The following is a 14,882-nucleotide window of genomic DNA, read 5'->3' as shown; positions in this document are numbered from 1 at the left end:
TATTTTATAATAATTGAGTTTGGAAAAGAGGAAAGGTAAAATGCTTTCCTCTTTTCCATATTTTATCCGAAGTGAAAGAGGATGTTATGAAACGAAATATTATCTTTGGAAGTATTTTTTTACTAGGATTAAGTATATTTCTCTATCCAACTGTGAGCAATTGGTTTGCAACAAGAACACATTATTCAGAAGTAAGTACCTATGACGAAGCAGTAAAGAAGTTGGAGAAAGAAGAGATTGATCGTAAAGAAACGGAAGCACGAGAGTATAATAAGAAGGTCCAAAATACGACGCAAACATTTTCGGACCCGTTTCATGAAAAGAGTGATGAGGAAAAAAGTTCATATGTAGATATGTTAAATATAGGGGATGTTATGGGGTATGTAGAAATCCCTAAAATTAATGTGAATCTTCCAATTTATCAAGGGACGACGGAAGAAGTGCTAAGTCGTGGAGTTGGACAACTGAATGAATCTTCACTACCAGTAGGGGGAGAAAATACGCATACAGTTTTAACTGGGCATCGCGGTTTGCCTTCAGCACTAATGTTTACTCATTTAGATAAAGTCGAACAGAATGATATATTTTATATACATTCATTAGATAAAATACTTGCTTATAAGGTAGATCAAATAAAAGTTGTATTACCAAATGAAACGGAAGACTTATTAGTTGTACAAGGACAAGATTACGCAACATTAATTACGTGTACCCCGTATGGAGTGAACACGCACAGGTTACTAGTGAGAGGACACCGTGTTCCATATGATGCTGGTGAAAAAGAAAAGATTACAAAATCTTTCATTTTAGAAGATTGGATGATCGTTTTTCCTATTGGTATTATTTGCATCGTCTTTCTAATAATCTATTTAAAAAAACGAAAATAGTATGTATTGTATTGTGTGGTGAGTGTGTGAGAAGGGGAGTTATAAGCGTAGCATTGTTTCTTACAGGATTATCACTATTTATATATCCAATGATCGCTAATTATATAAACAATTATGTGTATAAGACAGAAGTGATACGTTATGAAAAAATGGTTGATGATTTAAAAATAGAAGATGTAAATGAGAAGTTTCGAAAGATGGAAACATATAATAAATCGTTAGGGAAAACTACTTTCAAAATGAGTGACCCATTTGTACAGGATGATGAAATAAGTACGGACCTGTTACATTTTATAAACAAAGATGAAATATTTGGCACGATTTCTATTCCGAAAATAAATGAGGAGTTGCCAATTTACTTAGGAGCAAGTCAAGAAAACTTAAGTAAAGGAGTAGGGCAAATTGAAGGGACTTCTTTACCTATTGGTGGGAAAGATACACATGCTGTATTGGCAGGACATCGTGGATATCACGGGGCAACGATGTTTCGTCATCTTGATCAGTTAAGTGATGGAGATGTATTCTATGTAAAGGTATTTGGAAAGCAGCACGTGTATAAAATCATTGGACGTGAAATCATTAATCCAAATCAAGTGGATAAATTAAATGTAGTAAAAGGAAAAGACAAAGTTACACTGCTTACATGTGAACCATATACATCAAGTAAATATCGTTTGTTAGTATATGGGGAGCGAGTAGAAAGTGAGCAAAAGGAAATGGAACGTCTGAAAAAGAGTGTAGTCGAAGTTAAAAGTTATGAAACAAGAGACATAATTGTAAAACTAGCTTGTGGAATAGTAGGTTTCATTGTAATTTGTATTGGTTTGTATGGATTACTAAGGAGAAAATAAGAATGATGATACTTAAATAGAACAAAGAAAAATGCCACTTCAAAAAATGAAGTGGCATTTCTTATATTTCCTCTAAGCTATTAACTGGAACTGTTAATTCGCGTCCTGGGTTTTTTACTTCATATATGCGGGCGGTTTCATTGCTCTCGTCGACGTGTTGAATCATAACAGGCATGCCTTGAAAACTAACATTCGCTTGCTCTGCTGACACAGAAAGCTCTTTTGCACGTTGAATATTCATTTATATTCCTCCCATCATTATTATCTTTGCTAAAAAAGAGGAATAATATACCATTTTGAGACATTCTTAAAGTTTTTGTATTATTTGTAATGTTTCTTTAATAAATGAAGAGAAGATCGAATCAGGATAGCTATCTATTGTTTGAACGGCTTCTTTTGCCTCTTTTAAGGCAGATTTTTTATCTTGAAGTTCTATATAGCAAAGGGCACGATAAGATCCAGCTGTTAATAACCACGATTGATCAAGTGGATGAGTCATATAATCTGGTATGGTAGCGTGTTTTAATGTTTCCAAAGCTTCCTTATAACGTTTTAAACCATACAAAGATTTTCCTTTTTCAAGATAATACAGTCCATCGTCTTGGAAAATTGGATCATTTTTTAGTTTTTCTCGAAATTGTTCTAGATGTTCTAATGCGATTGTATATTCATTAGTAATTGTATTGTAGTAATAAGCTTTTAATATATCTATATTTGCAGCGGATAAAGTATCTTCTGTAAAAATGGCAAATTGCTCAGATTTTTTTATGTAATATAAATATCGTTCTTTATCAGCTACAATGATTTTTTGATAAGATAAAATACGGTAAAATTCATCTGTTTTATAATACACTTGATGTTTTTTTGAAAATGCAAGTGCATCTAAAATGACTTTTTCACATTTTTCATAATTGCCATATGCGAGTAAAATAATTGCTTCTTTTAAATATAATTGTATATGTGTAATAAGATCCATTTCTAAATTCTTCGTTTTATATTCATCGCGAATTCTGGCGATCAATTGTAAACATTCTTTATATTTTTTACGTTTGAAGAGCATATAGTAAAACAGTAGTTTCGTTTCAGTACTTTCGCGATACAAAGTATATTTTTCAAATATAGAAACAGCTGTTTCGACGTAATATTCAATATTATAATCGTTCATAATAGCCGCTCCAGTTATGAACTGTTTATATAAACGTGCTGTATTTAAAGTTGGAGGTAAATCTGTTTGAACGATAGGTAGTAAAGTTTTGTATACTTCATCGCCATTTGCCTTTATTAGTGGCTCCATTTTTTGAATAAGTTCTACAACTTCTCCTTCATCTTCTTCTAATAAAAAGCTCGGTTCACATTCAAGTTTTTCTGCAATATATTGTAATGTTTTCATAGAAGGTGTAGCTTTTCCATTTTCAATTTGACTAAGCATACTTTTTGTCAGTTCTGAACCTGCTAGTTCAGTTTGTGTAAGTTTTTTTTCTTTACGTAATGCTTTAATTTTTTCGCCGAGAGTTGCCATAGTGTAGCTCCTTTATAATTAAAAAGTTAAATACAATTAAACTTTTTGTTGTAATAATGGGAAAGGTGATTATATAATAAGTTTAACACAATTTAACTTTCAAAGGGAGAGTGTCATAATGGAAGATGTAAGTATAGGACAACATGATTCAAGAATGAAGATTGCAACGAGAAATATTATTTTAATGATGATTGGAAAAATGACGTCTTTATTAGGAGCAGGTATTTATACGTTTGCAATGGGATTATACGTATTAAAGACAACTGGTTCAGGAATGGGATTTGCAACTACGCTCGTTTGCGGATCACTTCCAAGGATGATCTGTGGCCCAATTGCAGGTGCTGTAGCTGACCGCATCAATCGAAGATGGCTTGTCATTGGTACTGATTTATTGAGTAGCTTAACGATGCTTATTATGTTTATTCTTGCTACTATATTTGGACCATCACTTCTTTTTATTTATGTTTCAGCAGCATTATTATCAATTTGTGCAAGTTTTTATTCTGTAGCATTAACTTCGTCTATTCCGAGTTTAGTAGACGAAGGACGTATTCAAAAAGCGAGTGCTTTAAATCAAACGGCGGCTTCTTTATCAAATATTTTAGGGCCGATTATCGGCGGAGTCGTATTTGGTTTCTTTTCAATTCAGTCGTTCTTTTTGTTAAATAGTATTACGTTCTTTTTAGCAGTTATTTTGCAATTATTTATCGTATTTGATTTATATAAAAAAGAAGTGGCTGAGAGTAAAGAGCATTTCTTGACGAGTATAAAAGAAGGTTTTTCATATGTAAAACGACAACATGAAATATATGGTTTAATGAAAATAGCATTGTGGGTAAACTTTTTTGCGTGTGGGCTAACCGTTGCACTGCCATACATTATCGTCCATACATTGCATTTATCTTCAAAGCAACTCGGTACTGTAGAGGGAATGTTAGCAGTCGGGATGCTAATGGGTGCAATTGCTTTATCGGTGCGTAAAGAAGTAAATAATCCGTTTCGTTCTATTTATATTGGATTGTTTTTATTTGCGGGTTTAAGTTTATGTACAGTCTTTCCGTTGTTAGTTATTATTCCAAAAGTAGCGAGTTTTATTTACTATATCGCTTTTATGATGTTAACGGGTATAGCAATTATGGTTGTCAATATTCCGATGCAAGTACATATGCAAAAGACGACAGATCCGAACTACTTAGGGCGTGTATTTGGCCTACTTGAAACAATTGCGACTGCAATCGCACCGCTCGGTATGATTGTATATGGATTATTATTAGATATGTTACCAACTAGCATTGTTATGATGACAATAGGCGGAGGTTTATTGTTAGTTGTATTAGTTGGAGTAAGGCAACATATGGCGAAAAAGCAAGTGGATGTGTCGGCTTAAAAATAATAAAATAATAAAAATTTAACTTATTATTATAAAAATGACCAAATCAGTATTTTAGTTTTTGAAACTCTTTTTCATGTATGTTAAAGTAAAGTGAGCAGGCAAAGAAAAGGAGACAACAGCATGAAAAAATTAAGTTTTGTTATGCTTTTTCTGTTAGTCGTAATGGCTGGATGTAGTAATTATGACACATATATTGAAACAGGTATGCAATCATTGAAAGATGAAAAATATAGTGATGCAACAATGTGGTTTGAAAAAGCAGAAAAAGAGAAATCGGGAAATGAAGCGAAATCATATAAAGAAATGGCCGAGAAAATGGATCACGGAGCGACAGCATTAAAAGACGGTAAGTATTTAGAAGCGAAAGACATTGCAAATGAAGTGTTACAAATGAAAAAAGACGATGCACTTGAAACAGCTGTAACATCAAATGCGGAGAATATGCTTCAAAAAGCAAAAGATGTAGAAAAGAAAGTAAATGAAAGAGTAGCAAAACGGAGAAAAGTAGAAGAAGAAGGAATTGATAAACTCATTAAAGCTGTAGATAGTATAGATGATGTGAAAGAAAAAGAGAAAAAAGTTTCAGAAGCATTAGATAAGGCTGAAGAGGCGCAAGCAAAAATTGAAGCGAAGAAAAATAAATAGAGTTATAGCTTAAAAGGCTGTCGTGTAAAACGACAGTCTTTTAATTTTTTGTTGCATAAGAAGTGATGTTATGTAGTAAAAAAGAAATAATTTTAGAATTCCATCTGTCCTCATGATGAATCGTATAAATATTACGTTGAAATTCAAATTCAGGGATGGGTATATAGCATAGTTCATTTCGTTGTACTTCTTGTTCAATAGCAAGTTTAGAAATAAAGGCAACCCCATTACCGTATTTTAAAATTTGTTTCATCGTTTCTAATGAATCTAATTCAATTTCGGATTGGAATGTAATGTTATGAGCTAACATCCATTTTGTAAGTAAATCTCTCGTTGTAGATGGATTACGATGCAATATTATACGTTCTTTTTCAATATCTTGTAGTGATACATTTTCTTTTTTTGAAAAATGATGTTCTTTGGAGAAAGCAAGAACAAGTGTATCAGGCATTACATTCGTCTGTTTTAAAGATGATTCATCAAACGGTGCTGCTGAAATTACACCGAGATCAATTTCATGATTTTGTAGCATCGTTCGAATTTCAGGAGCTGTTTTTACCATGAGTGTTATTTTTATATTTGGAAATTCACATTGAAATTGATGAACAATTTCTGGTAAAAGATATGTCGCTGGTACATAACTAGCGCCAATTGTTATAGCTCCTTTATGAAAATCTTTAAACTCTTGCGTGACTCGCCTAGCTTCTTTCATAAGCGCATCTATTTTACAAGCATAATGATGCAATGCCTCGCCAGCCTCTGTTAAGAAATATCTTCCAGAACGTAATTCAAATAAAGGTACACCGAGTTCCTCTTCTAAGCTTTTTATATGGAATGTAATAGTAGGTTGTTTAACACCAAGCTGTTCTGCAACAATCGTGAGCTTTTTGTATTTCTTAATAAGCACTACAATTTCTAATTTTAAGAGATTCATGGCAAGTTGCCCCTTTTTCTTCTAACTATAGAAAAAATCTATAGAAATAAATAGTTTATTAGAAGTTTTTTAATTTAATCTTTACAGTACATTAACATTCAGTATAAATCTTCCATATAGAATGAAAGCAGGTTAAGAGTGAGGGGAGAGAGGTGAAACGATGGATATTAAAATTAGTGGATTAGAAAAATCATTTGGAAAAGTACAAGCGTTAAAGCCGTTACAAATTGTGATGAAACAAGGTGAATTCACCACACTTTTAGGACCTTCGGGATGCGGGAAAACGACATTACTCAGAATGATTGCAGGACTGGAAGAGCCAGATAAAGGTGAAATATATTTTGGAGATACGTGCATGTATTCTTCTTCTAAAAAAATAAAAACAGCTCCTCATGAACGTAATATCGGTATGGTATTTCAAGATTTTGCTTTATGGCCACACATGACTGTATTTGAAAATGTTGCATTTGGTTTAAGAGCTACAAAGCAAACGAATCAATTACGGGAAAAAGTAGAAGAGGCAATAAAGCGAGTTCGCTTGCAAGGAATGGAGAAAAGATATCCGCATGAACTCTCTGGCGGACAGCAGCAACGTGTCGCATTTGCGAGAGCAATTGTAACGAAACCACATTTCATTTTGTTTGATGAACCGCTCAGTGCACTCGATGCAATTTTGCGAGAAGAAATGAGATTAGAGCTTATGGATATCGTTCATTCTATTGGTTTAACTGCATTGTATGTTACTCACGATCAAACAGAAGCGATGTCAATGTCAGACCAAATTATTGTCATGAAACAAGGAGAAGTATTACAAAAAGGAACACCAGAAGACATTTATGTGAAGCCATCTCATGAATTTGTTGCAAAATTTGTTGGTAAGGCAAATTGGCTTGTAGAGGGGGAGAAAATGGTTCGCCCAGAGCATATAAGTTGGACAAAAAATGAAGTGTGCGAAATGTATACAGGTGAAGTTCAGCACGTTACATATGTAGGAGAACGCTATGAAGTGAAAGTAAATATGGGGGCAATCGGAATATGGACAGCTTATCACAATAATAAGTTAAGCATCGGAAAGCCAGTATCGTTATATGTACCGAAAAAATGTATTCATCATATAGGGGGAGAATCGTATGAAGAAATTCAGTTCGCTTAAGTCGTTATTTGTATGTACTTTATTATTTTCTGCCGTAGTAACAGGGTGTAGTTCAAAGACAGGTAATGCAGATGCAAAAAGTAAAACTACGAATGAAAAGAAGATTGTTGTATATAGTGCAGGACCAAAAGGATTAGCAGAAAAAATTCAAAAGGACTTTGAAAAGAAAACGGGTATAAAAGTGGAAATGTTTCAAGGAACAACAGGTAAGATTTTAGCGCGAATGGAAGCCGAAAAGAAAAATCCAGTCGTTGACGTAGTCGTACTTGCATCTTTACCAGCGATGGAAGGATTAAAAAAGGATGGACAAACGTTAGCTTATAAAGAAGCGAAACAAGCTGATAAGCTTCGTTCTGAATGGTCGGATGATAAAGGACATTATTTTGGATATAGTGCTTCAGCGTTAGGAATTGTGTATAACACAAAAAATGTGAAGACAGCGCCTGAAGATTGGAACGATATAACAAAAGGAGAATGGAAAGGGAAAGTGAATCTTCCAGATCCAGCACTTTCAGGTTCAGCTTTAGACTTTGTAACAGGATATGTGAAAAAGAATGGAAAAGATGGATGGAATTTATTTGAACAGCTTAAGAAAAATGAAGTTACAGTAGCAGGGGCAAATCAAGAAGCGTTAGATCCAGTTGTAACAGGAGCAAAAGATATGGTCATTGCGGGTGTTGATTATATGACGTACAGTGCAAAAGCAAAGGGTGAACCAGTTGATATTGTTTATCCAAAAAGCGGAACAGTTATTAGCCCACGTGCAGCAGGTATTATGAAGGATAGTAAAAATGTAGAAGGTGCAAAAGAGTTTATTGATTATTTATTATCAGATGATGTACAAAAACAAATTTCTAAAGCATATTTATTACCTGGTAGAACAGATATAAAAGCTGAAAATAGACCAAATGTGGAAGAGATTCCAGTATTAAATATTGATTGGAAAACAGTTGAGAAAGAACAAGATGAAATAGGAAAACAATTTAAGAAAGTATTTCAATAAGATGGTGATTACATGGTAAATCGATTTGGATCAGTAAGGCAAGTTGGGATGACGGTAGCGTTGTTACTTGTGGCGATGTTAATCGTCATCCCGCTTTTTCTCATTTTACTTTCTAGTGTATATGAAAATAGTAGTTGGAATTTTTTAAAGCCGTTTGAAGTGATGCAGAGTGGTGGATTAGCTGGAATTTTTCTAAATTCGATGCTTCTAGGTGTACTCGTAGTAATAGGGGCAACCATCTTTGCATTTCCATTGGCTTTCATTATGAGCAAAACAGATGTTGGAAAGCATAGCAAATTAGATATTGTTTTTATGATTCCATTTATGACACCGCCGTATATTGGATCGATGGGCTGGATTTTGTTCATGCAACCGAACGGCTATTTTGAACAGTTTTTTCCGATGCTAAAGACGGTTTCATCTTCGTTCTTTAGCTTAGGAGGTATGGTTTTAATTATGAGTCTGCATTTATTCCCATTTCTTTACTTCATGTTGAAGAATACATTACTTCAAATTGGGAGTAGTAAAGAAGAAGCGGCAGCAGTTCATGGTGGAAGCTTTTTCTATCGTTTAAGAAAAATAATATTACCGTTATTAGTATCAAGTTATGTAATGGGTGCTTTACTCATTTTCGTAAAGACGATTGCTGAATTTGGAACACCGGCTACATTTGGACGAAGAATCGGATTTCATGTGTTAACATCAGAGATTCATAAATTCATTTCGAGTTGGCCAATTGATTTTAGTAGTGCAACAGCATTATCTTCTTTATTACTTAGTGCATGTATGCTCATTTGGTATATGCAAAACGTATTAAATCGAAAGTATTCATATGCAATGGTTAGTGGAAAAGGTGTGAAATCTAAAAGGTACACTTTGTCTATATTTGTGCGCGTTATAGCATGGTTCTATGTAATTGGTTTATTAATCGTGTCAATTGGAATCCCGTATTTTTCTATACTGATTGCTTCATTATCAAAACTAAGAGGTGGTGGCCTACATATAAATAACTTTACAACAAGCCATTATGAAGCATTATTTACAATCGGCTCTCCGGGATTAGAGGCCTTATGGAACAGTTTTCTTTTTTCACTTATAACAGCGATTATTACTGTTATGATTGGCGTTTTTTTAGCACTTATGATTCGAAAGGGGAAAAAGCCCTCTGAAAAATGGCTGGATATGTGCGGTATGTTACCGAATATGGTACCAGGAATCGTGATGGTTGTAGGGCTTATTTTATTTTGGAATTCACCCTATATGCCTCTGTCCATTTACAATACACCAGTCATGGTAATCGTAACGTACGTCGTTCTTTTTTTACCTTATACCGTGCAGTATGTAAAAGCATCGCTCGGGCAAATTGATGATTCTCTTGTGGAGGCAGGAAGTATTTTTTCTGGGAATTATATGTATATTTTCAGAAAAATAATATTACCTCTTATTATCCCGGGCATTCTTGCTGGATGGGCGATGACATTTACAATCTCAATAAGGGAGCTAGTAGCATCGCTTCTCGTACTACCCCCATCGGTAGAAACGTCAGCAACATTTATTTTTGCTCAATTTGAACAAGGAGAAGTATCTATTGGAATGGCGATGGCTGTCGTTTCAGTTGGACTTACAACACTATGTTTATTACTTCTGCAACATATGGAGCAAAAACGAAAAGGGGTAGTATGATGAGGATAGAAGTATGGGGAGGAGCGGGAGAATACGGTCGCTCCTGCTACTTTGTAAAAAATAAAGAGACGAAAATATTATTTGATTGTGGTATTAATCGATCATATGAGGACAGTTATCCAAAAATAGAACGGGAAGTTGTACCGTTTTTAGATGCAGTATTTTTGTCACATATTCATGAAGATCATACGATGGGCTTACCTTTATTAGCGAAGTATGGATATAAGAAAAAAATATGGACAACTCGTTATACGAAGGAGCAACTCCCAGCTTACTATGAAAAATGGAGAAACTACAATTTGGCGCAAGGATGGCATGTACCTTATACCGATCAACATGTGAAAGATTTAAATTATGTATATATTGATGAGATTAGCAATCCGAATGAATGGGTACAGATTACCCCTACATTGCGTTTTCAATGGGGGTATAGTGGGCATGTATTAGGAGCTGTTTGGTTTTTATTGGATATGAGTCATACATATGTATTCTATTCTGGCGATTACTCAGCAGAGTCTAACATACTACGAGCTAATTTACCTGAGAAGTTGCACGGCGATATAAAAGTCGCAATCGTAGATGCCGCTTATCATACTGATGATGTTTCGCAACATGAACGAATAAACGAACTATGTACAGAAATTGAACGCGCCGCCGGGAATAAAGGGATAACATTACTACCATTGCCACCCCTTGGTAGGGCACAAGATATCGTATTGTATTTATATAAAAAATATAAAGAACTCCCTATTATAGTAGATCAAGAAATTTTGGATGGATTTCAACAGATGTTCGCATATAAAGATTGGATCAAAAATAATGAAGAACTTGAAGAGCTAATGGAGAGTTTAAAAAGAAACATAATAGTTATGGATGATGATAGCGGTACGCAACATAGTTATGGAATAGTTGTAATGAGTGATGCGAATATGCAAACGAAGCGAGCGCAGTTATATTATGAACAACTTCGGCATGACGAACGAAATTCTATTATCTTTACTGGACATATTGCGAAAGGGAGTTTTGCAGAAAAAGTTTTGAAGGAACGTGTAGGTAAAGAATGTAGGGTGAAGCGAGTTCCATATAAAGTTCACCAAAGTATAAGAGATGTGAAAGAGATGTTAAATACATTATTACCAGAACATACGGTGTTAGTACACGCTTTGAAAGAGGATACGGATCGATTGCAGGAAAAGCTTAGCACGGCAGGGTATGAAAATGTGTATTCACTTGCAATGGAATGTATAGAAGTTATTTAAAATGTAAAGGGGATTGGTATATGAAAAAGGTATTTGTATTCGCAAGTATTTTCTGTTGTTGTTTCCTTTATAACGTTAAGGAAGGCTTTGCCGCCAGTCCGATGAAACCTAGTTTTGAAGTGAAATTATTATTAAAGCCAGAACAAGTATTAGGTTATAGCAAAGAGATGAACGAAGAGGTACTAGAATATTTCCAGGCTGGTACAAATTATGAAAGAATACAAGTGCAATTTTTAGATACAGCGAATAAAAATTTAAGTAGTGAAGGTTGGTTTGCGAGAATTCGAAAGAAAGAATTTAGTAAAAATTTTGAACTAACATATAAAAAAAGATATCCTATTCCAAATGGTGTAATTCAAGATGCATTAGAAGTAGCTAAAAAAGAAGGATTCGATAGTAATACGGATAGTTATGAGGCGGAAATAGATTGGGGATTTGAGAAGAAAACATTAAGCATTTCAAATAAGAAAAGTTACAGTGCTAAAGGATATGGAATACTTGATTTACCAAACGAACGAGCTGCTCAAAACATGTTAATAGAAAAATTACCAGGGAAAATGAACAAATGGTTGTATACAAATTGGGGAGAAGAGATGTTAAAGAATTCCCGTATTTACGGTCCTGTATTAATAAAACGATATACAGGAGAGTTTGAAAACATAAAAGCAAATATTGAAATTTGGCCATTAAGTAATACCGGAAAATTAGAAGATGACTTCGTAATAGAAATGTCATTTAAAACAAATGAAGAAAGTATTGCGACAAAGCAAAGGGAATTATTAATGGCGAATTTAGAGAAAAAAGGCTGGTTGTTACCGAAAGATAGTTTGAAGACAGAGCTTATTTTTCAGTAAATAGTAAAAATGAATCCATATGCCATGGATTCATTTTTTTATATGAGTATTAAGCTAAATCAGCTGACACGAACATATCATTATTTTGAAGATTTTTAGAGCGTAAACTATAAGCAACTACTTTCTTTTTATGTTGCTTGACAACATCAACATGCTCTTCATGACTATAAATATAAAATGTAAAATCTTTTTTGCCGCGCTTTGCATGAATAATTAAAGGCGTACCCTCATTATGTGGCGGTGCATAATAGCGATCTAAAAATAAACCTTCGTTAAAATCATGAATAATTTTGGATTTTTGTTCGCCTTCTAAGTTATTTCCATTGATTGTAACAGTCGCATTCTCTTCTTCCAGTTGCGGATGTGTTTCGTACTTGCTAATAATGGATTCAATAACAGTGTTAGGAAGGCTCGAAACGATAATTTTAAATGCCCCAAATACAACTAACATAACAATAAACCAAGTCGTCATAGTATATCATCCCCTTTTTCCTATTAAATAATATAACTCATATGGTAATAGTACATATGGTGAACTTTTGTATAATTTGTGAAAAATTTTCCTGTTTTTGAACGTTTTTTAACAAATGGAGCTTTGTAAAGAATGAGAGGGAATATTTGGTATGATAAAAAGTGTAGAAGCTTTCTATATATTATAAGGGGGTTATGAAATGGGGAAATTAGATGGTAAGGTTGCTTTTGTTACAGGAGCTGCGATGGGGAACGGAGCTGGAATTGCTCATGTATTTGCAGAGCTAGGGGCGAAAGTATTACTTGTTGATATTTCAGAGACAGTTCATGAGACAGCCAAAAATATTGTAAGTAAAGGGTTAGATGCTGCAAGTTATGTAGTCGATGTAGCTGATATGGATGCTGTTAAAGAAGTAGCAAAAGATGCATATGAGAAGTACGGAAAGATTGATGTGTTAGTAAATAACGCCGGTGTTATTCGACTTGCAAATTTTTTAGATATGTCAGATGAAATGCGTGATTTTCAATTTCAAGTAAATATTAATGGGGTATGGAATTTTTCTAAAGCGGTATTGCCATATATGGTTGAGAAAAATTACGGAAAGATTGTGAATATGTCTTCTGTAACAGGAACATTGGTTGCTGATGAAGGTGAAACTGCATATGCAACGACGAAAGCAGCAATTTGGGGATTTACAAAAGCGTTAGCACGAGAAGTTGCAAAACATCATATTACCGTAAATGCAATTTGTCCAGGTTACATTATGACACCAATGGCAGAGCAAATAGCAAATGAATCTGATCCAAATGAGCCGAGTAATGTAATCGATGGAATTGCTTCAGGTGTTCCTTTAGGACGTTTAGGGAAAATTGAAGAAGTAGGTCAGTTAGCAGGTTTTTTAGCATCCGATGAATCAAGCTACATAACAGGTACACACATTGTCATTGATGGTGGTAGTACATTGCCAGAAACGGTTTCAGTCGGTGTAAAGTAAAAGGATTATGAATGAGAGTTTTAGTTCTTTGAATTATAACGCTAGAAGAAATCTGAAAGAGATTTCTTCTAGCATTATCATGTTATGTAATATTATTATTAGAAAAATCAATTTTGTTACAAAAAGTTGAAATTGAAGTATTTTAAAAGAAAAAGGTTTATAATAAAAATATAACTAATAACCACATTACTAATTATAAGGAAGTGTAACTATGAGTACTGTAACAATCGTGTATGGTATTATTCTTTCCACAATTATCGTTTTATTTTTCGTTGGGGTTTCACGTTACATTCACAAATGGAAAGAAGGCGTTGCGAAATTAAATCACATTGAAGAAGAACTTAGTGATTTAATGTTACATCATGGTAAGTAAAAAGTTTATTTTTAGCTAAATAATGTGAAAAATATCACAAAGCATGCTCTCCTTATGAAGGCATGTTTTTTTGTTATGTGAATGATTAGGCACATTCATACATTTTTTCCATACGATACAGTGTGAAGATGGAAATGTTCGGAGTGGAAAAGAGGGATAAAATGAGTAGTTCAGGTTATGTTCCAGATAATAAAAATTTAAAGAAGAGCTCAGGAACTCCAAACCTTTTCTTTGATTCGAGAAAAAATATCTTTTTTAAAAGGGATGAGAAAAACGTTGCATATGAAGTTACGTCAACGCAGTTACCAGCCATGATAGGAGGAGCGTTTGTTGATTTATTTATGACGAAAGGGCATATGCGGGAACCACATTGGCATCCGAATGCGTGGGAGTTAGATGTTGTAGTATCAGGAGAAGCAGTTACATCCATTTTAAATCCGGAAACGAATCAATTGCAAAATTATCATATGAAAGCGGGGCAAACTGTCTTTATTCCAATGGGATGGTGGCATTGGATCACAGCGGTAACAGAAGAAGTACAATTACATTTGTTCTTCAATAATGATCAGTTTGAAACAGCAGAAGGATCAGACATACTTAGATTAACACCGCCAGAAGCATTTCAAGCTGCATACGGTGTAAGTGCGGAAAAATAGGGAAAGACCTTTCGCCAATTAAGGAGTCAGTTGTAATTGGTCCCCCTAACTTAAATCGAATAAAAGGTGTTAAAGAAAGTGGCGACTCAAATATAGTCGTTACGTTAAATGGGCAAATAACTTCATGTGAAATAGAATAACTCTTTCTTTTTAGGAAGAGTTATTCTATTTTGTATAATTTTGTAATTAGATTCGTTATAATTATA

15 protein-coding genes and 1 pseudogene are annotated in these 14,882 nt (G+C 34.1%); 12 read left to right on the top strand and 4 right to left on the bottom strand.

Going from position 1 to position 14,882, the window contains the following annotated elements:
* Positions 1-86 precede the first annotated feature (86 nt).
* Positions 87-887 (top strand): class C sortase, encoded by an 801-nt coding sequence (locus tag PDK19_RS09990; protein WP_000827796.1) that lies wholly within the window; start codon positions 87-89, stop codon positions 885-887.
* Positions 888-913: 26 nt separating this feature from the next.
* Entirely contained in the window at positions 914-1,738 is an 825-nt protein-coding gene (locus tag PDK19_RS09985) for a class C sortase (protein WP_041184537.1), read from the top strand.
* 61 nt (positions 1,739-1,799) lie between these two features.
* On the opposite strand, the gene PDK19_RS09980 is transcribed toward PDK19_RS09985, so the two are convergent.
* Positions 1,800-1,979 (bottom strand): H-type small acid-soluble spore protein, encoded by a 180-nt coding sequence (locus tag PDK19_RS09980; RefSeq protein ID WP_001025740.1) that lies wholly within the window; start codon positions 1,977-1,979, stop codon positions 1,800-1,802.
* Between the two features lie 66 nt (positions 1,980-2,045).
* Positions 2,046-3,257 carry a helix-turn-helix domain-containing protein gene (locus PDK19_RS09975; RefSeq protein WP_062822481.1) on the bottom strand — a complete coding sequence of 404 codons (1,212 nt, stop codon included), beginning with the start codon at positions 3,255-3,257 and terminating at the stop codon, positions 2,046-2,048.
* Between the two features lie 118 nt (positions 3,258-3,375).
* Between PDK19_RS09975 and PDK19_RS09970 the strand changes: the two genes are divergently transcribed.
* Together PDK19_RS09970 and PDK19_RS09965 are read left to right on the top strand one after the other, a co-directional pair.
* Positions 3,376-4,644, top strand: coding sequence for an MFS transporter (locus tag PDK19_RS09970; RefSeq protein ID WP_000390441.1), 1,269 nt, complete (start codon positions 3,376-3,378; stop codon positions 4,642-4,644).
* A gap of 126 nt (positions 4,645-4,770) precedes the next feature.
* Positions 4,771-5,295 carry a DUF4398 domain-containing protein gene (locus tag PDK19_RS09965; protein WP_000736432.1) on the top strand — a complete coding sequence of 175 codons (525 nt, stop codon included), beginning with the start codon at positions 4,771-4,773 and terminating at the stop codon, positions 5,293-5,295.
* A gap of 40 nt (positions 5,296-5,335) precedes the next feature.
* Here PDK19_RS09965 and PDK19_RS09960 read toward each other — a convergent pair whose 3' ends face one another.
* Complete coding sequence (locus tag PDK19_RS09960) at positions 5,336-6,229, bottom strand: LysR family transcriptional regulator (protein WP_001050630.1); 894 nt, start codon at positions 6,227-6,229, stop codon at positions 5,336-5,338.
* A gap of 160 nt (positions 6,230-6,389) precedes the next feature.
* On the opposite strand from PDK19_RS09960, the gene PDK19_RS09955 reads away from it, so the two are divergent.
* The 5 genes from PDK19_RS09955 to PDK19_RS09935 are packed head-to-tail and all read left to right on the top strand — an operon-like array spanning position 6,390 to position 12,181.
* The gene (locus PDK19_RS09955; RefSeq protein ID WP_000351826.1) at positions 6,390-7,382 is read left to right on the top strand and encodes an ABC transporter ATP-binding protein; all 993 of its coding nucleotides are present in this window, start codon (positions 6,390-6,392) and stop codon (positions 7,380-7,382) included.
* On the top strand, positions 7,360-8,385 hold the full coding sequence (locus PDK19_RS09950) for an ABC transporter substrate-binding protein (protein WP_016717092.1): 1,026 nt from the start codon (positions 7,360-7,362) through the stop codon (positions 8,383-8,385). The genes PDK19_RS09955 and PDK19_RS09950 overlap by 23 nt, the downstream gene beginning before the upstream one ends.
* A gap of 12 nt (positions 8,386-8,397) precedes the next feature.
* Positions 8,398-10,068, top strand: coding sequence for an ABC transporter permease (locus tag PDK19_RS09945; protein ID WP_049111755.1), 1,671 nt, complete (start codon positions 8,398-8,400; stop codon positions 10,066-10,068).
* Entirely contained in the window at positions 10,065-11,327 is a 1,263-nt protein-coding gene (locus PDK19_RS09940) for an MBL fold metallo-hydrolase (RefSeq protein ID WP_270707043.1), read from the top strand. The genes PDK19_RS09945 and PDK19_RS09940 overlap by 4 nt, the downstream gene beginning before the upstream one ends.
* 20 nt (positions 11,328-11,347) lie before the next feature.
* Complete coding sequence (locus PDK19_RS09935; RefSeq protein ID WP_270707042.1) at positions 11,348-12,181, top strand: hypothetical protein; 834 nt, start codon at positions 11,348-11,350, stop codon at positions 12,179-12,181.
* Positions 12,182-12,230: 49 nt separating this feature from the next.
* Here PDK19_RS09935 and PDK19_RS09930 read toward each other — a convergent pair whose 3' ends face one another.
* Positions 12,231-12,653, bottom strand: coding sequence for a YfmQ family protein (locus PDK19_RS09930; protein WP_000214594.1), 423 nt, complete (start codon positions 12,651-12,653; stop codon positions 12,231-12,233).
* A gap of 199 nt (positions 12,654-12,852) precedes the next feature.
* Here PDK19_RS09930 and ucpA point away from each other — a divergent pair, with 199 nt between their 5' ends.
* The 3 genes and pseudogenes from ucpA (at position 12,853) to PDK19_RS09915 (ending at position 14,816) form a co-directional block, all read left to right on the top strand.
* Positions 12,853-13,647, top strand: coding sequence for an SDR family oxidoreductase UcpA (gene ucpA, locus PDK19_RS09925; RefSeq protein ID WP_000517016.1), 795 nt, complete (start codon positions 12,853-12,855; stop codon positions 13,645-13,647).
* Between the two features lie 211 nt (positions 13,648-13,858).
* Complete coding sequence (locus PDK19_RS09920; RefSeq protein ID WP_000109006.1) at positions 13,859-14,020, top strand: hypothetical protein; 162 nt, start codon at positions 13,859-13,861, stop codon at positions 14,018-14,020.
* A gap of 161 nt (positions 14,021-14,181) precedes the next feature.
* Positions 14,182-14,816, top strand: a pseudogene (locus PDK19_RS09915) (cupin domain-containing protein).
* The last annotated feature ends 66 nt before the right edge of the window (positions 14,817-14,882 follow it).

Source organism: Bacillus cereus group sp. BcHK124, assembly GCF_027712065.1.
Lineage (GTDB): Bacteria > Bacillota > Bacilli > Bacillales > Bacillaceae_G > Bacillus_A > Bacillus_A pacificus.
Note: the sequence above shows the minus strand (reverse complement) of the source record. Positions and strands in the feature narration are given on the sequence as shown.